Here is a 19,923-nt window from a genome sequence, read left to right as displayed (position 1 = left end):
CAGAAGATCGGCAGGGACGCGCTCATTGGGCTCCAGGTGCGTTTATGTTGATTGGCAGTTACACCCCCTCGCTTGTCATGATCTCTGTTCTCGTCGCGATTATTGCTTCGTACACGGCTCTGGATCTGACCGGCCGTATCATTTCGGCCAAGGGCCGTGCGGTCTATGTATGGATCGCAGGCGGTGCGCTGGCACTGGGCATTGGCGGCTGGTCGACGCATTTCATTGGCATGCTGGCGTTTGTGCTGCCTATCGACGTCGCCTACGACGTGCCCCTCACGCTTCTGTCGTTATTGATTGCAGTGCTGTCTTCAGGGTTTGCCCTGTTGCTGGTCACCCAGCCGCGTCTGCCCGCGTTGCAACTGAGTCTGGGCGCGTCATTGCTGGGGCTCGGCATCAGCGCCATGCATTACACCGGCATGGCGGCCATGCGCATGCAGCCCGGCATCGAGTACGCGCCCTGGCGGGTGTTTCTTTCCCTGCTGATTGCCATTGCCGCCGCTGCAGCGGCGATATGGATAGCGTTCCATCTTCGCCAGCAGCGCCCCAGGGTATATCTGGCTCGCGCGTGTGCGGCAGGGTTGCTGGGCGTGGCCATCGTCGGCATGCACTACACCGGCATGGCGGCGGCGAGCTTTGCCGAGGGTAGTTACTGCGGTGCGCTGGCGGGCGGGCTGAGCAGCAACGGGCTGGACCGAATCGTGCTGGTGGCCAGCCTGTCGGTGCTGAGTATCACGCTGTTCTGCTGCATTCTCGATTCCCACCTCGAAACGCGTACTGCAGTGCTCGCCAATTCGCTGGTGGAAGCCAATCATGAGCTTACCCATCGGGCGCTGCACGACAGCCTGACCGGCCTGCCGAACCGCACGTTGCTGACCGATCGCATCGAGCAGACCATGAACAAGGTCCGCGAGAACGGCGGCTGCTTCGCGTTGATGTTCATGGACCTTGATGGCTTCAAACCGGTGAACGATGCCTTCGGTCATCACACCGGGGACCTGCTGTTGCGTCATGTCGCCCTGCGTCTTCGTCAGAACCTGCACCTGCATGACACACTGGCGCGGGTCGGCGGCGACGAGTTCGTTCTGCTGGTCGAGCTTCAGGACCAGCAGGATGCACTGGCTGTCGCAACGCGGCAGGTCAACGAGATCGGCAATCCCTTCACCATCGGCGAGCATCAGTTGCAGATATCGTTGAGCATCGGCATCTGCATGTATCCGGGCAACGGCACCACGCAACACGAACTGCTGGTCAACGCCGACGCCGCGATGTACCACACCAAGGCAGCCGGCAAGAACGGTTACAGTTTTTTTGATGTGTCGATGAACAGCAACGCGCGCAATCAGTTGCAGCTGTCGCAGGACCTGCGTTCAGCCATCAAGCACAAGCACTTCTGTCTGTACTATCAGCCCAAATTCGACGCCCTGACCGGGCTGCCGGTCGGTGCGGAAGCGCTATTACGCTGGAATCACCCGACGCAGGGCCTTCTGGGGCCTGACCTGTTCATTGCCCTGGCCGAGAAAACCGGGCTGATCATTCAGATCGGCGAGTGGGTGTTGAACGAAGCCTGTCGGCAAATGCGCGAGTGGTACACCCAGGGTTACCCGCACTGGCGCATTGCGGTCAATCTTTCGGCCTTGCAGTTCTGTCACAGCGGGCTGGTCACGGCGGTCGCCGATACGTTGGCCCGGCACCAGCTCCCGGCCAACTGCCTGACCCTGGAGATCACCGAAACAACCGCCATGCACGATGCAGATGCGAGTCTGGCGGTGTTGCGAAGGCTTTCGGAGATGGGCGTGGACCTGTCGATCGACGACTTCGGCACCGGTTATTCCAGCCTGATGTACCTCAAGCGCCTGCCCGCCAATGAAATCAAGATCGATCGCGGTTTTGTCCGCGATCTGGAGCACGATACCGCCGATGCCGCCATCGTTTCGGCTATCGTTGCCGTGGGCCAGGCATTGAACCTGCGAATTGTCGCCGAAGGGGTGGAAACTGCTGTTCAACAGCGTTTTTTGACCCATCTGGGGTGCCACTCCCTGCAAGGCTTTCTGCTCGGGCATCCGCTGCCTGCGCAACAGTTTCTCGAGGACATCCGCACGGCGGAAGTCAAAGCGGTGCTGGATGCATCCGACGCCGGACAACTGGCGATCTGAAACGCTTCGATGGCGCTGGACCACAAAGGCTGGCACGATCAGAGACGTCTGGTTACGCTGCGGGCATGACCTGCACCTTGATGTCGATTTTTGGATAAATACGAGACAGCCCATGGATAAAGTCCTCATCATCACCGGTGGTTCACGCGGGATCGGCGCCGCCACTGCGCGTCTGGCTGCTTCCCAGGGATATCTGATCTGTATCAACTATCTGTCTGATCGTGCGGCGGCGGAAAAAACCGCTGCGCAGGTCAGGGCGCTGGGCGCTCAGGCGATCACGGTGCAGGCGGATGTCAGCAACGAGGACGAGATCATGCGCCTGTTCGCCAGGGTCGATTCCGATCTGGGGCGAGTCACCCATCTGGTCAACAATGCCGGCACCTTGTCTCAGGCTTCACGCGTCGAGGACATGTCGGAATTTCGCATGCTGAAAATGATGATGACCAACGTCGTCGGCCCCATGCTGTGCAGCAAACACGCCTTGTTACGCATGTTGCCGCGTCATGGCGGGCATGGGGGCAGCATCGTCAATGTGTCGTCACTGGCGGCGCGGCTGGGTTCGGCAGGCGAGTACGTGGATTACGCCGCGTCAAAGGGCGCGCTGGACACCTTCACCATCGGGCTTTCCAAGGAAGTCGCTGGCGAGAACATTCGCGTCAATGCCGTCAGGCCGGGATTTATCTTCACGGACATCCATGCCCTGAGCGGTGACCCGTTCCGCGTCAGCAAACTGGAAGGCGCGCTGCCCATGGGCCGTGGCGGCACACCCGAAGAGGTGGCCGAAGCCATTCTCTGGCTGCTGTCAGACAACGCATCGTATGCCACGGGCACATTCATTGACCTGGCGGGCGGGCGCTGAAGACGTCCAGCCGCTCAGGACGTCTTCAATTGCAGCCGTAGCGTGCGTCACACCGTAACAGGCGGCGCGTTGGCGGGCGGGTCACCTACCGGCGTTTCATTGGGCGGCGGCGTCGATGGCGGATCCTGCTCGGGTATCGGCTCGGGCAGGGCAGGTTCATCGATGTTCGGATCGGGCACTTCGACCGGATTGGGTAGCGTCATGGTTGCAGCCTCCTTATTGACCCCTGTCTTGCCGGGCACTGATTAGGACTGCCTGCCGTGATTGATGATTCAATCGATTTGTTTCTTCGGGCGGTGATGTTCAGATAGCTCGTCAGCCAACCGCTCAGACGGTTCCTCAGACGGCCCTTCAACTACTTCTGGCGACACCAGATCGCTGCCGAACTCAGAATGCCGGTGTTTTCTGTCGCACACCTCGAAATTCATGAGTTGGTAATTGCAGGGCTTCAGCATCATGGTGCGTTCCTCAGGATGCGCCGACACTTAATCAGTGTGCTGCAATGCGTTGAAGACCGCGTGATAGAAGCTTGTCAGGGGATGATTCCTGCATGCACTTGGGAATTCGATTACACGCTCACCTCAACTATTTTCCGCTGGGCTATGCTCTGACGCGCCCACCGCACAACCTCAAAACCTTTGAACTTTACCTTCAATGACCGCTCGGAACCTAGGCAGCTGAATTCGACGAGTCTTCTGCATTTTGCGAACGTCCGCTGCCATACCGTCTATTTTTCCATTGCATGGAATGCACAGGAGCGTCCCTGGGGCGTGAGGAGTGATGCTCGATGAATGAACAGCCATACGGTCCGGATTCCCTGGCCACCGATGTACCGCACCCAACCCAACCCTTGTCACTGACCCAGGCGCTGCAATTGCCCCGCATCGTGATCGAAGACACGTTGCCGGTGATTGACGGTGGGTTGTTTGCGGCCAAGGCGATCATCGGGCAACCGGTCACCGTGACCAGCAAGGTCTACGCCGATGGGCATGACAAGATGGCGGTGAACATTCGCTGGCGCGCTGCCGACGAAGAAAACTGGCACAGCGCGCCGATGCACGAGCTGGGCAATGACAGCTGGATCGGTGAATTCACCCCGACAGCTGTCAGCCGTTACGTATTTCGCCTGGAAGCCTGGATTGACCAGTTCGGCAGCTACCGTTATGAACTGGAAAAGAAGTTCGGCGCAGGTGTGTCAATCGATCTGGAACTGGAAGAAGGGCGCATTCATCTGGTGCATGCCGCAGAGCGCAGCCAGGGTGAGCAGCGTAAACAGCTTGAAGGTCTGGCGGCTCAGCTTGCCAACGGCGACAACGACGAGAAAGTCGCGCTGCTCTTGCACAGCGACACCGCCAATCTGATGAAGCAGGCTGATAACCAGGCGTTTTTGAGCCGTAGCGTGGAGTTCCCTCTGGATGTGGAGCGTGAGCTGGCGCAATTCGCCAGCTGGTACGAGCTGTTTCCGCGCTCGATTACGGATGACAAGGCCCGTCACGGCACCTTCAATGACGTCCACTCGCGCTTGCCGATGATTCGCGACATGGGCTTCGACGTGTTGTACTTCCCGCCGATTCACCCGATCGGTCGTGCGCATCGCAAGGGGCCGAACAATTCCCTGACCGCAGGGCCGGATGATCCGGGCAGCCCGTATGCCATCGGCAGCGAAGATGGCGGCCATGAGGCCATTCATCCGCAACTGGGCAGCCGCGAAGACTTCCGCAATCTGGTCAAGGCTGCTGCTGAACACGGCCTGGAAATCGCTCTGGATTTCGCCATTCAGTGTTCGCAGGACCACCCGTGGCTCAAGCAGCATCCGGGCTGGTTCTCGTGGCGTCCGGACGGCACGATTCGTTATGCGGAAAACCCGCCGAAAAAGTACCAGGACATCGTCAACGTTGATTTCTACGCGCCCGATGCGATCCCGGGCCTGTGGCTGGAGCTGCGTGACATCGTGCTCGGCTGGGTCAAGGAAGGCGTGAAAATTTTCCGTGTCGACAACCCGCACACCAAACCGTTGCCGTTCTGGCAGTGGATGATCGGTGAGGTGCGCAGTCAGCACCCTGAGGTGATGTTCCTGGCGGAAGCGTTCACCAAACCGGCGATGATGGCGCGCCTGGGCAAGGTCGGTTACACCCAGAGCTACACCTATTTCACCTGGCGCAACAGCAAGGCCGAGCTGTCGGAGTATTTCACCGAGCTGAACGCAGTGCTTTGGCGCGATTGCTACCGCCCGAATTTCTTCGTCAATACACCGGACATCAACCCGCGCTTCCTGCATGAGTCGGGTCGCCCGGGCTTTTTGATCCGCGCGGCGCTGGCAACCATGGGTTCCGGCCTGTGGGGCATGTATTCCGGCTTTGAATTGTGCGAAGCAGCACCGATTCCGGGCAAGGAAGAGTATCTGGATTCAGAGAAGTACGAGGTTCGCGTTCGGGACTACGCGGCACCCGGCAATATCATCGCCGAGATCGCCCAGCTCAATCGCATCCGCAGGCAGAATCCTGCGTTGCAGACGCACTTGGGGCTGAAGCTTTACACCGCGTGGAACGACAATATTTTGTACTTCGGCAAGCGCTCGGCGGATGGCAGCAACTTCATTCTGGTGGCCATCAACCTGGACCCGTTCAACGCACAGGAAGCGGATTTCGAGCTGCCGCTGTGGGAAATGGGCCTGGCGGATGACGCCGCGACGTCTGGCGAAGACCTGATGACCGGGCACCGCTGGACCTGGTACGGCAAGTATCAACACACCCGTCTTGACCCGTCGCAACCTTTTGGAATCTGGCGTATCCAGGCCGCGCACTAATACTCCCAAGGAGTCAGCAATGGCTAAGAAGCCCGATGCCGCGACATTCATCAAAGACCCGCTCTGGTACAAGGATGCGGTGATCTATCAGGTTCATGTGAAGTCGTTTTTCGATGCCAACAATGATGGCATCGGCGACTTCGCCGGCCTGATCGAAAAGCTCGACTATATTGCCGCGCTGGGGGTCAACACGATCTGGCTGTTGCCGTTTTACCCGTCTCCGCGCCGCGACGACGGCTACGACATTTCCGAGTACCGCGACGTCCACAGCGATTACGGCACCATGGCCGACGCCAAGCGCTTCATCGCCCAGGCGCACAAACGCGGCCTGCGGGTGATCAGCGAACTGGTCATCAATCACACCTCCGACCAGCATCCGTGGTTTCAGAAGGCGCGCAACGCCAAGCCTGGCTCCAAGGCCCGTGATTTCTATGTGTGGTCGGACACCGACCAGAAGTACGACGGCACGCGCATCATCTTTCTCGACACCGAGACGTCCAATTGGACCTGGGACCCGGTCGCCGGCCAGTATTTCTGGCACCGGTTCTACTCGCACCAGCCGGACCTGAACTTCGACAACCCGCACGTGCTGGATGCGGTGCTGGAAGTGATGCGCTTCTGGCTGGACCTGGGTATCGATGGTTTGCGTCTGGATGCTATTCCGTACCTGATCGAACGCGATGGCACCAACAACGAGAACCTGCCGGAAACCCATCAGGTGCTCAAGCGTATTCGCGCCGAGATCGATGCCAATTACCCGGACCGCATGCTGCTCGCCGAGGCCAATCAATGGCCGGAAGACACGCAGCTGTATTTTGGCGACAGCAAGGGGCCGGACGGTGACGAATGTCACATGGCGTTTCACTTTCCGCTGATGCCGCGCATGTACATGGCGCTGGCGCAGGAAGACCGTTTTCCGATCACTGACATTTTGCGCCAGACGCCGGAAATCCCGGAAAACTGCCAGTGGGCGATTTTCCTGCGCAACCACGATGAACTGACCCTGGAAATGGTCACGGATCGTGAGCGTGATTATCTGTGGAATTACTACGCTGCCGATCGCCGTGCGCGGATCAACCTCGGGATCCGTCGGCGCCTCGCGCCGCTGGTCGAGCGTGACCGCCGCCGCGTCGAGCTGCTGAACAGCATGCTGCTGTCGATGCCCGGTACACCGACGTTGTATTACGGTGACGAAATCGGCATGGGCGACAACATCTATCTGGGTGACCGCGACGGTGTGCGCACGCCGATGCAGTGGTCGATTGACCGCAATGGCGGTTTCTCGCGTGCCGATCCGGCAAGCCTGGTGCTGCCACCGATCATGGACCCGATGTACGGCTTCCAGTCGGTCAACGTCGAAAGCCAGGAGCGCGACCCGCATTCGTTGCTCAACTGGAACCGACGTATGCTTGCCGTGCGCAAACAGCAGAAGGCGTTCGGTCGCGGTACGCTGAAAATGCTCTCGCCGTCCAATCGGCGCATTCTGGCCTACACCCGTGAGTACACCGCGCCAGACGGTCACAGTGAAGTGGTGCTGTGTGTGGCCAACGTGTCCAGCGCGGCCCAAGCGGCCGAGCTGGATCTGTCAGGCTATGCCGGCACGGTCCCGGTGGAAATGCTCGGTGGCAGCGCCTTTCCCCCCATCGGCCAGTTGAATTACCTGCTGACACTGCCGCCGTACGGCTTTTACTGGTTTCTATTGGCTACGGAGAATCAAATGCCCAGCTGGCACGTTGAACCGGCGCAAAGCATGCCGGACTTTCCGACCCTGGTGCTCAAGAAGCGTCTTGAAGAGCTGCTCGAAGAGCCGCTGCGCAGCACCATGGAAGACACTTCGCTGACGGTCTATCTGCCCAAGCGCCGCTGGTTTGCGGGAAAAGACAAGGCCATCGAGAAGGTCAACATCGCCTATGCAGTGCGTTTCGGTGACGACGCACACCCGGTGCTGCTCAGTGAAATAGAAGTGACCGCTGGCGGGCAGACTGATCGCTATCAACTGCCGTTCGGCCTGCTGGGCGAAGACGACATCAGCAGCGCATTGCCGCAACAGCTGGCACTGGCCCGTGTGCGTCGTAGCCGCGATGTCGGGCTGATCACCGATGCCTTCACCCTGGAAACCTTTATTCGTGCCGTCATTCAGGGCATGCAGTCGGACACGGTCATCCCGTGTGCTGACGGCGAACTGCGTTTCGAGCAGAGTTCGCAGCTTGCGCCGCTGGGCCTGACCCATGAGTCCGAGGTTCGTTATCTGTCTGCCGAGCAGTCCAACAGCTCGGTGGTGGTCGGCAGCAGCCTGGTGCTCAAGCTGATTCGCAAAGTCAGCGCCGGCACGCACCCGGAGCTGGAAATGGGGGCATTTCTGACCCATGCCGGTTTCAAGAATATCTCGCCATTGCTGGGTTCACTGGTGCGCGTCGGCAACGACGGTCAGCCGAATCTGTTGATGATTGCCCAAGGCTATCTGAGCAATCAGGGCGATGCGTGGGAATGGACGCAGAACAACCTGGAACGTGCGGTGCGCGACGAGTTGGCGCATGGCGTGTCCGGTCAGGAACAGCATTACAACGCCTTGCTTGAACTGGCGGACTTTTCGCGCAGCCTCGGTCAGCGACTGGGTGAAATGCACCAGATTCTGGCGTCGCCGACCGATAACGCAGATTTTGCGGTCGAAGTTACCAGCGCTCAAGACAGCAAAGCGTCCGCCACCAGCGTCAACGCTCAGCTTGAGCGCGCCTTGCAGCTGCTTGAACAGCGCAAGGGTGATCTGGACAAGGATGATCAGCAACTGGTCAGCGACCTGCTCGCGCACCGCAAGCAGATTCGCCAGCGTGTCGAAGGCCTTGCCAAACGCTCGGCCGGTGGCCTGCGCATTCGTGTGCACGGTGACCTGCACCTGGGCCAAGTGCTGGTCGTGAAGGGTGATGCCTACCTGATCGACTTTGAAGGCGAACCCGCCCGTGCGCTTGAAGAGCGACGCGCCAAACACAGCCCGTTCAAGGACGTCAGTGGCGTACTGCGTTCATTCGACTACGCTGCCGCGATGGCCGTGCGCAGTGCGCAAAGCGTCGATACCTCGCCGCAAGCCGCAGCCGCCCGCAAACAGGTCGCCGAGACGTATCTGTCGCAGGCCCGCGAAGCGTTTATCGACGGCTATCGCTTGGCCACCGCTGGCATCGCGCATGCCTGGAAAGATGCAAAAGGGGAGGACGCCGCACTGGAACTGTTCACCCTCGAAAAAGCTGCTTATGAAGTGATCTACGAAGCCGAGAATCGTCCAGCCTGGTTGGCCGTTCCCTTGCAAGGCTTGCGTGGGTTGCTGCAACCGTCTGATGGAGAACCGATATGAATGCGCCTGACAAAACCGGCACGGACCGCCGTGCGGTTCCCGCTGCTGTGGACCTTGATGCGCTGATTCGTGCAGAACACCGTGACCCGTTTTCGATTCTTGGCCCGCATGACGATGGCAAAGGTGGGCAATATGTTCGTGCCTATCTGCCCGCAGCGCTGAGCGTACGCCTGCTGGCCCGGGATGACGGCCGCGAACTGGCCGAACTGCACATGAGCGACGTGCCTGGGTTTTTCGTCGGTCATCTTGAGCAGCCACAGCCATATCTGTTGAAAATCAACTGGGCGGGCGGCGAACAGATTACCGAAGACCCCTACAGCTACTGTCCGCTGCTGGGCGAAATGGACCTTTACCTGTTTGCCGAAGGCAATCACCGCGATCTGAGCAGTTGCCTGGGCGCGCAAGTGACCAGCGTTGACGGTGTAGCGGGTGTGCGCTTTGCGGTCTGGGCACCGAATGCCCGCCGGGTTTCCGTGGTCGGCAGCTTCAATGGCTGGGATGGCCGTCGCCACCCGATGCGTCTGCGTCACCCGACCGGCGTGTGGGAGATCTTTGTTCCGCGTCTGCAACCGGGCGAGGTCTACAAGTACGAGATTCTGGGTGCTCACGGGATTTTGCCGCTCAAGAGCGACCCGATGGCCTTGGCCACCACGCTGCCGCCCGATACGGCGTCGAAGATTTCTGCGCCATTGAAGTTCGAGTGGCATGACCAGGACTGGCTGCAATCCCGGGCCGGACGTCACGACGTTGCTGCGCCATTGTCGATTTATGAGCTGCATGCCGGTTCGTGGCAGATGGAACAGAACGATGAAGGCCAATGGCGTCAGTACAACTGGCGTGAGCTGGCTGACCGCCTGATTCCGTACGTCAAGGAGCTGGGTTTCACGCACATCGAGCTGATGCCGATCATGGAGCACCCATTCGGTGGGTCATGGGGCTATCAATTGCTCGCCCAGTTCGCGCCGACCGCCCGCTACGGTTCGCCTGAAGATTTCGCCGCGTTCGTGGATGCCTGTCACCAGGCGGAAATCGGCGTCATCCTCGACTGGGTGCCCGCGCATTTCCCGACCGATACCCACGGGCTAGCACAATTCGACGGCACGGCGCTGTACGAATACGCCGACCCCAAGGAAGGCTTTCATCAGGATTGGGACACGCTGATCTACAACCTGGGGCGGACCGAAGTGCATGGCTTCATGCTGGCCTCGGCGCTGCACTGGCTCAAGCATTACCACATCGACGGTCTGCGCGTGGATGCAGTGGCGTCGATGCTGTACCGCGACTATTCGCGCAAGGCGGGCGAGTGGGTGCCCAACCGCTTTGGCGGCCGCGAGAACCTGGAGGCCATCGACTTCCTCCGTCATCTCAATGACGTGGTTGCGCTGGAAGCGCCAGGCACCATGGTCATCGCCGAAGAATCGACGGCCTGGCCGGGTGTCAGCGAATCGACGCAAAAGGGTGGTCTGGGCTTCAACTACAAGTGGAACATGGGCTGGATGCATGATTCGCTGCAATACATGGAAGAAGACCCGATCAACCGCGAGCATCATCACGGCAAGCTGAGTTTCAGCCTCGTGTACGCGTGGTCCGAGCGCTTTGTGCTGCCGATTTCCCACGATGAGGTGGTGCACGGCAAGCATTCGCTGATCGACAAGATGCCGGGTGATCGCTGGCAGAAATTTGCCAACTTGCGCGCCTATCTGGCGTTCATGTGGACGCATCCGGGTAAAAAGCTGCTGTTCATGGGCTGCGAATTCGGCCAGTGGCGTGAATGGAACCACGACCAGCAACTGGACTGGTACCTGATGCAATACGCCGAACACGTGGGTGTGAAGAAGCTGGTCGGTGACTTGAACCGCATTTACCGCGAAGAGAAGGCCCTGCACCAGCGCGATGCCGATCCGACCGGTTTCCAATGGTTGATTGGTGACGACAAGGCCAACAGCGTGTTTGCCTACTTGCGCTGGAGCAATGATGGCGAACCGCTGCTGGTGGTCGCCAACATGACGCCGGTACCGCGTGAAGGCTATCGCGTGGGCGTGCCGTTGCAGGGCGCGTGGACAGAACTGCTGAACAGCGATGCAGAAACCTATGCCGGCTCCAACATCGGTAACGGTGGGGAAGTGATCAGCGAAGACGAGCCGGTTCATGGCATGTCGGCTTCTCTGACACTGAATCTGCCGCCACTGGCCGTGCTGATTCTAAAGCCCAAAAAAAACTGATGAAGCCTATGCCTCATCACGTTCCACAGTGACAAACGCATCACCACGCCAGCCTTACGCCCAGGCTGGCGTTTACTCCGCTTGAATCGTGGTTATTCAGATCACTGTTGTAGTCAGCGCTCCAGTACACACTGGTGTCGCTGGCGACCTTGATAACCATTCCTCCGCCCAGGCTGCCCGTCGTTGATCGATGGGCTGTCTTGACGCGTTCTGTGTGATCGAATGTCACCGTGTCATGCCCGCCCGCATTGCGCCACAGGTTTACCCGAAGGTAAGGCTCGATGGGCATGCCTGCCAGTGCGTAGCGGCCCTTGAATCGTATGCCCAGTCGCCCGGTGTTGTAGGGCTGGCTGTCAAAACCCACGTGTGAAATACCGTCATGCTGATCGTCAAGGTCAATGCGCTGATGAATGATTTGTACCTGCGGTTCGGCGACCCATCGCGGCGACAGCGTAAACGGGTGACCGGCTTCCACAGAAAGGCTCAGGGCATGGCCTTGCGTGTCGATGCGCAGGCCCCGGTCGGAGCGGCTATCGCCATCCAGGCGCGTGCTCATCACCAGCGCATCGACGTAGTTTCCGGTGGGCGAGGAGAGCGTCCAGTAGGCCCCGACGCTATCGCCCCGCAGTTTGATCCGCCCGGTGTGCCGCTCATGGAACCCGCCCGCAAAGCCCTGCACCTTGCCGTCCAGACTGTTTTGGGCGACAAACAGGCCGACGCGCAGGGTCTGCTGCCCATCAAGTGACCAGGCATACACGTCATGGCCAATCTGATAGCCCTTGAGCGATGCGTCCAGGCCGGGGCTTACCGTTCCTGACCACTGTTGTTTAAAGTCACTGCCGAACACTCGCGCCCAGCCAGCCGGCGCTGCACCGGATTGTGCCAACAGGCTCTGATCGCCCTGACGCTCATGGAAGGTGCCCAGCGAGGTCATCGCCAGCATCGCCGCGGCGGGCGTGACAATTGCGTAATTGGCGACTTCCGGTCGGTACAGCGGGATAGGAGCCGCGCCGCGAATCGGCTCCGGCAGCGATGGCGTGCCGATTGCCGCTACGGGAAGAGTGGTTGCCGGAAGTTGTGCAGGCGTAGGTATGGGGTCAGTTGGAGGCGGTTGTGCCGGGGGCACGGTCGGTTCGTTTGGCTCAGGTGGAATCGAGGGTGGTGTCGGTTCGGGTGCCGGTTCGGGCGCAGGTTCCGGCAGCGGTGTAGGTATGGGCCCAGGAACAGGAACAGGTTCGCTTGGGGGTGGCGTTTCGGGCAAAGGCGGTGCGATCACCGCCGAGCGCAGAAACCAGCTGTTTTCGCTGCCTGCCGTGGTGCCGCCCTTGAACAGGTAATAGTCATAGGCCCCCACGGACAACGAGTTCTGCAACGAAAATGCCGTCGCCTCGCTGGTAGCTCCTCGGGTCGCCTGCACCACCTCGATGCCGTTGCCTTGGGTAAGCGCACCCAGGCCATTGATATTGCTCACCAGCATGCGGGTCGTACCGCCGATGGTGCCCTGTGACACCACCAGTTTATCGCTGGGCGAGGTTTCGTCTCCCAGTGTCGATTGCAGCAATAACCGGCCAGCCCGGCCGAAGTAGTTGCCGTTCACGGTAAGGGTATCGGTCACCGAGCTGCCGCTGGCGGTCAGGTCCAGCGTTCCTGCGTTGTCGAGGGTTGCGCGGGACGCGGTGTTGAACGCAGTGATGCTGCCGGAGGTTGAACGCAGCGTGCTGCTGTCATCGACAGTGAGGGTGCCGGTATTACTGACGCTGTCGCCGAGGGTCAGCGCCTCGGTCATGTCCATCTGCGATCCATTCAACAGGTTGACGGTTTCCCACTGGGTGTAGTGATCTGGCCGGGACACCACGGTGTTGCCAAACGTCAGTACATCATCGCCAGGGCCGCCGTCGAGCAGGGGGTTGCTGCTGGTCAGGTACTCGCTGAGATTGTACAACTGTGCGGTATCGTTGCCATCGGCCATCAACACGCTGCTGCGCACGTAGCCGTTGTTGAGCCAATCAAAGCTGTCGTTACCGAAGCTTGCGCGTATTTCTCCACGAACTTCACCGCCACTGACGGTTATCCGGTCGTCACCGCCACTGACGCTGATGGCGCCACCAATACTGCCGCCCGACACCGTAATAGTGTCCCGGCCGAACCCGGCGACCAGATTGTTGATAATGCTGCCGCCAGAAAGCTCGAAGACGTTATTGTCCAGTTTCATGTCAACCCGGCCGATGCTGCCGCCGGTCATCACTGCCCGGTCGCCATCCTCGAAGGCGCGGAGGATTGTGCCTCCGGTCATCAGAAAGGTGTCCAGCCCGTCACCCTGAGCGAGCGAACCGAGCGTGCCGCCACTCATGACAAAATCGTCGGGGTTCGCGCCCTGGCTGATCTCGCCGGTGATCTCACCGCTTGAAAGGATGAATGTGTCGCTGCCCGCCCCCTGATTGACGTTGCCCAGTATCCGGCCCGACCCCATGTCGATGCTGTCCGCTTGCGCGCCGTAGGTAATGGTGCCGATGACGGTGCCCGTGCCGCCCGCTGGGAATACCAGCGTGTGACGGGTCGTGCTCACGTCGGTAAACGGGCCGCTGTTGCCACTGTCGCAGACCTGAACGGCGTTGCCGGGCGTGGGCGCCAGGTTGCAGGCGCCTTCGGCAGGGTGCGGGAAGATTGCCAGAATGATCACTGGCAGGGCTTTGCGGGTATGGCTCAGAGGATGGCGGCGAATTCTGATGACGGCTCTCCCGGTCATGCGGACAGAGAGGCCATTGAAAAGGGGGGTAAAGCGCCGGACTGCCGCGCAGGTGACGTCGCATTCACGCGGGCGACGGCTGCTTCACGAGCCTGTTTAGAGGCTTGCAACATCAAGTCAAGAACCCATTGGCAGGGCCGTCAAGAACTTGACCGACCGGCGGCTTTATTTCAGCTTTAGCTACTAACTATTGGAACAATAAGCGAAAAGCTTATACCGAAAACCTGCTGTTCAAGCGGTTTTCGCCTGCTGACTGGCCCGGCGTGACAACCAGAGCGTCAGGCCCAGCGCGCATACCGACAGCACTGCCGCATAGAAAAAGATCCAGTCATAACCTTGCCCCAGGGCAATAGCGCCCATCACTGGGCCTGCGATGGCCAGGGCCAGGTCGAAGAACACGGCATAGGCACTCAGGCCTGCGCCACGGCTGGGCGTCGGCACACGTTTGATGGCTTCCACGCCGAGCGCCGGGTACACCAGCGACAGCCCGACACCTGTCAGTCCGGCCCCTGCCAGTGCAAAACCGATGTTGGGCGCGAGCCAGAGCATGACCAGACCGCAAATCTCCACGGCCATGCACAGGATGGCGGCGTTGTATCCACCAAGCCGATTGATGGCACCGATGAACAGCAGGCGGGCGAGGATAAAACACACGCCAAACATGCTTAAACAATAAGCCGCGCCTTGCCAGCCACGGCTCAGGTAGAACAGCGTAATGAACGTGGTCAGCGTGCCATAGCCGATTGACGACAAGGTCAGACCGAGCCCGTACGGTGCGATGCGGCCGAACACCGACCAGTAGGGCAGGCGCTCGCCAGCAATTATGGGCACCGACGGCTTGTTGCGGATCAGCATCAGCGCCAGGCCTGCCATCACTATCAGGGCCAAACCCAGGCTGTTGAAGCCAACCGCGTCGATGACCACCACCCCCAGCGGTGCGCCGATGGCGATTGCGCCATAGGAGGCAATGCCGTTCCAGGAGATCGAGCGGGCCGTGTGTTCTGCACCGACCTTGCCGATGCACCAACTGATGGTGCCAACCCCGATCAGCCCCTGAGACACACCGAGAAACAGCCGCGCCACGATCAGAATCGACAGGCTGAGCGTCGCAAAATCCTCAAGCAGGGTTGCCAGCAGGGTCATGACACCGCTGATACCGATGCCCCACAGCCCGAACACGATGGAGCGTTTGCTGCCCAACGAGTCTGTCGCCCGGCCGGCAAAGGGCCGGCTGAGCAGGGTGGCGAGGTACTGCGAGGCAATGGCCAGGCCGGCAATCAGCGGGCTGAAACCCAACTGATCATGGACGTAACCGGGCAGTACCGCGATAGGCAGACCAATGCACAGGAAGGCGATGAACGTGTAGAAGACGATGGAGACGATTTGCAGGGTAATCGTCGTGGAACCGGGTTGCGCGACAGGCATTGGACTCTTCGCTGGCAGGCGGTGGGAGTGCCTCATCATGGCTCGGGCTGTCGGGAAATGAAAGCAGGCTAACGTTTTTATGCGGACTGTTTATCACGCAGTCGCTGTTATCTGAATATGGTCATAGGATGACTGATCACACCTGTATTTACGCCGCTACTCGTCACACCGCTCATATCACAAGACTCGCCCCACGGATTCACCCCACAACAATAAAAAGGTTCACCATGAGAAAAGTTCTGTTGCTGGCCGCTGCAGTTGGATGTTCGTTCGGTCTGCCTGTGCAGGCATCTACCTTCGCTTATATTTCCAGCCCCGCAGATGGGCTCATCTCCCAATATCGCCTGGATGAGCAGAGCGGGGCGCTTAGCCTGGTCGAACAGACCAAGGCCGGTGATCAGGTCAACCCGATGGCCATTTCGCCGGACGGCAAGGCACTGTTCGCGGCACTTCGTTCCAAGCCTTATCAGGTGCTGAGTTTCAGCATAGAACCTGCAACCGGGCACCTCAAGCCGTTGAGTCAGGCACCCTTGGCGGAGAGTCTGGCGTACCTGTCGACCGATCGCAGCGGGCGCTTCCTGTTCGGTGCCTCGTACGGCGCGGACCTGCTCAGTGTTCAGCCCATCGATGCACAACACCGTCCCAGCGACAGTATCGAAACCTACAAGACCGGCATGCACGCGCATTCGGTACGCACCGATCCGAGCAATCGCTTTGTCTACGCGGGCAATCTGGGGGTTGATCGTGTCTTGCAATACCGGCTTGAGCCCAAGGACGGCAAGCTCGTGCCTATCGGTGAAGGCTTTGTGGCCGTTCCCGAAAATACCGGCCCGCGCCACCTCGCATTCTCGTCCGATGGCCGGTTTCTGTATGTGGTCGGCGAGATGAGCGGCACCGTTACCGCCTTTTCGATCAACGAAAAGAGCGGCGCGTTGAAGCAGGTGAGCCAGGCAGACGGTATTCCCGCACGCCTGAAGCTTGCGCCCGGGCAGGCTCGCGATGCGCGCAACAACGACCTCAAGGATGACCCGACGCCGCGCATCTGGGCCGCAGACATACGCCTCGCACCGGACGGCAAGTGGCTGTTCATCAGTGAGCGCACAACCAGCAGCGTGTCGGTGTTCAAGGTTGATTCGGCCAAAGGCAGTGTGACGTTCGTTGAAAACTACCCGGTCGAGGAAAAACAGCCGCGCAACATTGCCGTATCACCCAACGGGCGCTGGTTACTGGTCAGTGGAGAGAAAAGCGACAAGGTCGGCAGTTACGCCATCGGGGCGAGCGGTGCCCTCAAGCGGGTCAGCGAAGCGCCCTCTGGCAAGGGTGCTCTATGGATTGAAATGCTCAGCCAGCCGGAAAAGTAGGCTGCAATCAAAAAAGCCCTGTCACAGGACAGGGCTTTTTGGGTACTGCAAGCCGGCAAGGCTTAGAACGTAACGCCCTGACTGCGCAGGTAGTCATCGTAGGTGCCGCTGAAGTCGACCACGCCGCTAGGGCTGAGTTCGATGATGCGGGTTGCCAGCGAAGACACGAACTCGCGGTCGTGGCTGACGAAGATCAGCGTGCCGGGGTAGTTCTCCAGCGCCAGGTTCAGCGCTTCGATGGATTCCATGTCCAGGTGGTTGGTAGGTTCATCCATGATCAGCACGTTCGGCTTTTGCAGGATCAGTTTGCCGAACAGCATGCGGCCCTGTTCACCACCGGAAATCACTTTTACCGACTTGAGGATCTCGTCGTTGGAGAACAGCATGCGGCCCAGGGTGCCGCGCACCACTTGCTCGCCGCCCTGAGTCCACTGGCCCATCCAGTCGAACAGGTTGCAGTCGTCTTCGAAGTCGTGAGCGTGGTCCTGAGCGTAATAGCCCAGCTCCGCAGCGTCGGTCCACTTGACAGTGCCGGCATCCGGGGTCAGTTCGTTGACCAGGGTGCGCAGCAGGGTGGTCTTGCCAATACCGTTCGGGCCGATGATCGCAACGCGTTCGCCCGCTTCGACCTGGAAGCTGAAGTCTTTAAAGAGTGTCTTGCCGTCAAAGCCTTTGGCCATGCGATCGACAATGACTGCCTGACGGTGCAGCTTCTTGGTTTGTTCGAAACGGATGAACGGGCTCACACGGCTCGAAGGCTTGACCTCGGCCAGCTGGATCTTGTCGATCGCCTTGGCGCGGGACGTGGCCTGCTTGGCTTTCGAGGCGTTGGCCGAGAAGCGGCTGACGAACGATTGCAGTTCGGAAATCTGCGCTTTCTTCTTGGCGTTATCCGAAAGCAACTGCTCGCGCGACTGGGTCGCTACGGTCATGTACTCGTCGTAGTTGCCCGGGAACAGGCGCAACTCGCCGTAATCCAGGTCAGCCATGTGCGTGCACACGCTGTTCAGGAAGTGACGGTCGTGGGAGATGATGATCATCAGGCTGTTACGCTGGGTCAGGATGTTTTCCAGCCAGCGAATGGTGTTGATGTCCAGGTGGTTGGTCGGTTCGTCGAGCAACAGCACTTCCGGATCGGAGAACAGTGCCTGCGCCAGCAGAACGCGCAGTTTCCAGCCGGGCGACACTTCGCTCATCGGGCCGGTGTGCTGCTCGATGCCGATACCCAGGCCCAGCAGCAGTTCACCGGCACGGGATTCGGCGGTGTAACCGTCCATTTCGGCGAATTCGGTTTCCAGCTCGGCAACGGCCATGCCGTCGTCTTCGCTCATTTCCGGCAGCGAGTAGATGCGGTCGCGCTCGGCCTTGACCTTCCACAGCTCCTCGTGGCCCATGATCACCGTGTCGAGCACAGTGAATTCTTCATAGGCGAACTGATCCTGGCGCAGCTTGCCCAGACGCACGTTCGGCTCCAGCATCACCTGGCCACCCGAAGGCTCGAGATCGCCGCCGAGGATTTTCATGAACGTGGATTTCCCGCAGCCGTTCGCGCCGATCAGGCCGTAACGGTTACCGGCACCAAACTTGACCGAGACGTTCTCGAACAAGGGTTTGGCGCCGAACTGCATCGTGATGTTAGCTGTGGAGATCAATTACTTTACCTATCAATAACTTGGGCAATAACTTGAGGAGCGCTGGTGTCAGCAGGTGTCGTGTCCGAGACCCGACCGGAGCTGTTCAGCTTGCTCCGCCTGAGCATGAGCTGATCCAACGGGCATACGTCTACAGCAACAGCAGTCTGCCGTGACTGCGTTGCCGGGATATGAATGTGGGGGTTCATGCCAGACATTGGCGCGCATTGTCGCATAGGTAGGGCGGCAGGGGTATGGCGGGCAGCGCCGGATTAGCGAGTTTGCGGGGTTACCCGCCACCAGCAGCCCGTCGGGGTGACGCCTCCCGGCATTACTGCGTGTCAAGGGGCGACGCGTTTGTCGGATCGGGGCGGCACAAACAAGATGACTGTTTAATGACCGATTACTGCGTCTCGCACCGTATTGCTACGTGCAGCACGCACTATATGACGCGTTTCATCAATACTTAATCGGGGAATGACTTCATGTGGGACTCGCGAGTTTTCAGACAGATTGAATACCTCGAAATCAGCGCTGACTACATGCTTTGCCATCAATTCCAAAGACGGAAGAATCCGCGATTCGTAGTGCTGATCCAGTCCGCAGGGCGAGCATTTATCGGTAGGCGATTCATAGAAGCGACCGGCAGACTGGTTCAAATCAAAACCGACGAGAAACACTTTCTCGAAACCCAGGTGATAGGACAGTTGCAGTGCCAGGTACATGACCGTACGCGCATCGAAGAAGCCCAGTTCAAGGTTCTTGCTGAAGCCTATGTCTCGGCTTCGGCTGCTCCACAGCGAGAGCTTTCTGACCAGTGCTTCTTCTCTTGAGCAAAGGGCTGCCACTGTCGACGATCTCGGGGATTTCTTCAGCGCATAGGCGCGTCCGGCAGGCTTTGGGAGGCCGGACTGGAACTGGTCTTCCCAGAGACCGACATTTTCGCTGCCGCGCAGGGCGGCGGCAAAGAGTTCGGGTTGCTGATTGGGGAAGTCCCGGTCAGAGCACACATAGAAGAATGGCTTGATGCCGGTTCCGGAAAACATCGAGAACGCACCGTTCATGGTGATCATGGGGACTTCGGAAAACTCCCCGATCGGGAAGTCTTTGGCCGAGCTGCCTGAGCCGATCAGGAAAACCGGGCCTTTGCGGGTAGCTTTGCACCTGCTGAAATCAAGCACGCGCGTCGGGTTCAGGGCGTGGTTTTCGACTGCTTTGCGGCGGTAACCGGTGGCAGTTATAGATTGACTAGTCATGACTACCCTGTGAGCACTAGTGTACTGTTTTCGAAAAAATCAGCCACCAACTAACGGAAAATTCAAATCTTATCAATAGCTTAGCTTGCAGGTTATGGGTAACTTATTTCGAAAA

Annotated in this window: 12 protein-coding genes; 6 read left to right on the top strand and 6 right to left on the bottom strand. The window is 59.4% G+C overall.

All coding sequences use genetic code 11. The annotated features are described in order from the left end of the window. Positions 1 to 44 precede the first annotated feature (44 nt). Positions 45 to 2,156: a putative bifunctional diguanylate cyclase/phosphodiesterase gene (locus tag DW49_RS0106450; protein WP_024419731.1), complete on the top strand. Its 2,112-nt coding sequence runs from the start codon at positions 45 to 47 to the stop codon at positions 2,154 to 2,156. Positions 2,157 to 2,268: 112 nt separating this feature from the next. Then, complete coding sequence (locus DW49_RS0106445) at positions 2,269 to 3,015, top strand: SDR family oxidoreductase (RefSeq protein ID WP_017701406.1); 747 nt, start codon at positions 2,269 to 2,271, stop codon at positions 3,013 to 3,015. Positions 3,016 to 3,062: 47 nt separating this feature from the next. On the opposite strand, the gene DW49_RS1000000133055 is transcribed toward DW49_RS0106445, so the two are convergent. Both DW49_RS1000000133055 and DW49_RS0106435 read right to left on the bottom strand, forming a co-directional pair. Beyond that, positions 3,063 to 3,218, bottom strand: coding sequence for a hypothetical protein (locus DW49_RS1000000133055; RefSeq protein WP_005618016.1), 156 nt, complete (start codon positions 3,216 to 3,218; stop codon positions 3,063 to 3,065). A gap of 69 nt (positions 3,219 to 3,287) precedes the next feature. Beyond that, on the bottom strand, positions 3,288 to 3,473 hold the full coding sequence (locus DW49_RS0106435) for a hypothetical protein (protein WP_005737676.1): 186 nt from the start codon (positions 3,471 to 3,473) through the stop codon (positions 3,288 to 3,290). A gap of 329 nt (positions 3,474 to 3,802) precedes the next feature. On the opposite strand from DW49_RS0106435, the gene DW49_RS0106430 reads away from it, so the two are divergent. The 3 genes from DW49_RS0106430 to glgB are packed head-to-tail and all read left to right on the top strand — an operon-like array spanning position 3,803 to position 11,389. After that, positions 3,803 to 5,821, top strand: a complete 2,019-nt coding sequence (locus tag DW49_RS0106430) for an alpha-1,4-glucan--maltose-1-phosphate maltosyltransferase (RefSeq protein WP_005618017.1) — start codon at positions 3,803 to 3,805, stop codon at positions 5,819 to 5,821. A gap of 19 nt (positions 5,822 to 5,840) precedes the next feature. After that, positions 5,841 to 9,167 (top strand): maltose alpha-D-glucosyltransferase, encoded by a 3,327-nt coding sequence (gene treS, locus DW49_RS0106425; protein WP_005618018.1) that lies wholly within the window; start codon positions 5,841 to 5,843, stop codon positions 9,165 to 9,167. After that, positions 9,164 to 11,389 carry a 1,4-alpha-glucan branching protein GlgB gene (gene glgB, locus DW49_RS0106420; protein WP_024421139.1) on the top strand — a complete coding sequence of 742 codons (2,226 nt, stop codon included), beginning with the start codon at positions 9,164 to 9,166 and terminating at the stop codon, positions 11,387 to 11,389. Before treS ends, glgB begins: the two co-directional genes overlap by 4 nt. Before the next feature lie 40 nt (positions 11,390 to 11,429). Here glgB and DW49_RS0106415 read toward each other — a convergent pair whose 3' ends face one another. Both DW49_RS0106415 and DW49_RS0106410 read right to left on the bottom strand, forming a co-directional pair. Then, positions 11,430 to 14,069, bottom strand: a complete 2,640-nt coding sequence (locus tag DW49_RS0106415) for an autotransporter family protein (protein ID WP_024419733.1) — start codon at positions 14,067 to 14,069, stop codon at positions 11,430 to 11,432. Positions 14,070 to 14,366: 297 nt separating this feature from the next. Then, positions 14,367 to 15,560 (bottom strand): MFS transporter, encoded by a 1,194-nt coding sequence (locus DW49_RS0106410; protein ID WP_005618021.1) that lies wholly within the window; start codon positions 15,558 to 15,560, stop codon positions 14,367 to 14,369. A gap of 227 nt (positions 15,561 to 15,787) precedes the next feature. On the opposite strand from DW49_RS0106410, the gene DW49_RS0106405 reads away from it, so the two are divergent. Beyond that, positions 15,788 to 16,921, top strand: coding sequence for a lactonase family protein (locus DW49_RS0106405; protein WP_005618023.1), 1,134 nt, complete (start codon positions 15,788 to 15,790; stop codon positions 16,919 to 16,921). A gap of 62 nt (positions 16,922 to 16,983) precedes the next feature. Here DW49_RS0106405 and DW49_RS0106400 read toward each other — a convergent pair whose 3' ends face one another. Further along, positions 16,984 to 18,573, bottom strand: a complete 1,590-nt coding sequence (locus DW49_RS0106400) for an ABC-F family ATPase (protein WP_005737669.1) — start codon at positions 18,571 to 18,573, stop codon at positions 16,984 to 16,986. A 371-nt stretch (positions 18,574 to 18,944) separates the two neighbouring features. Then, positions 18,945 to 19,808, bottom strand: a complete 864-nt coding sequence (locus tag DW49_RS0106395; RefSeq protein WP_005618028.1) for a hypothetical protein — start codon at positions 19,806 to 19,808, stop codon at positions 18,945 to 18,947. Positions 19,809 to 19,923 lie beyond the last annotated feature (115 nt).

This window comes from Pseudomonas avellanae BPIC 631, from assembly GCF_000444135.1.
Taxonomy (GTDB): Bacteria; Pseudomonadota; Gammaproteobacteria; order Pseudomonadales; family Pseudomonadaceae; genus Aquipseudomonas; species Aquipseudomonas avellanae.
The sequence above is the reverse complement of the archived record's forward strand: the minus strand, read 5'-3'. Positions and strand labels throughout refer to the sequence as shown.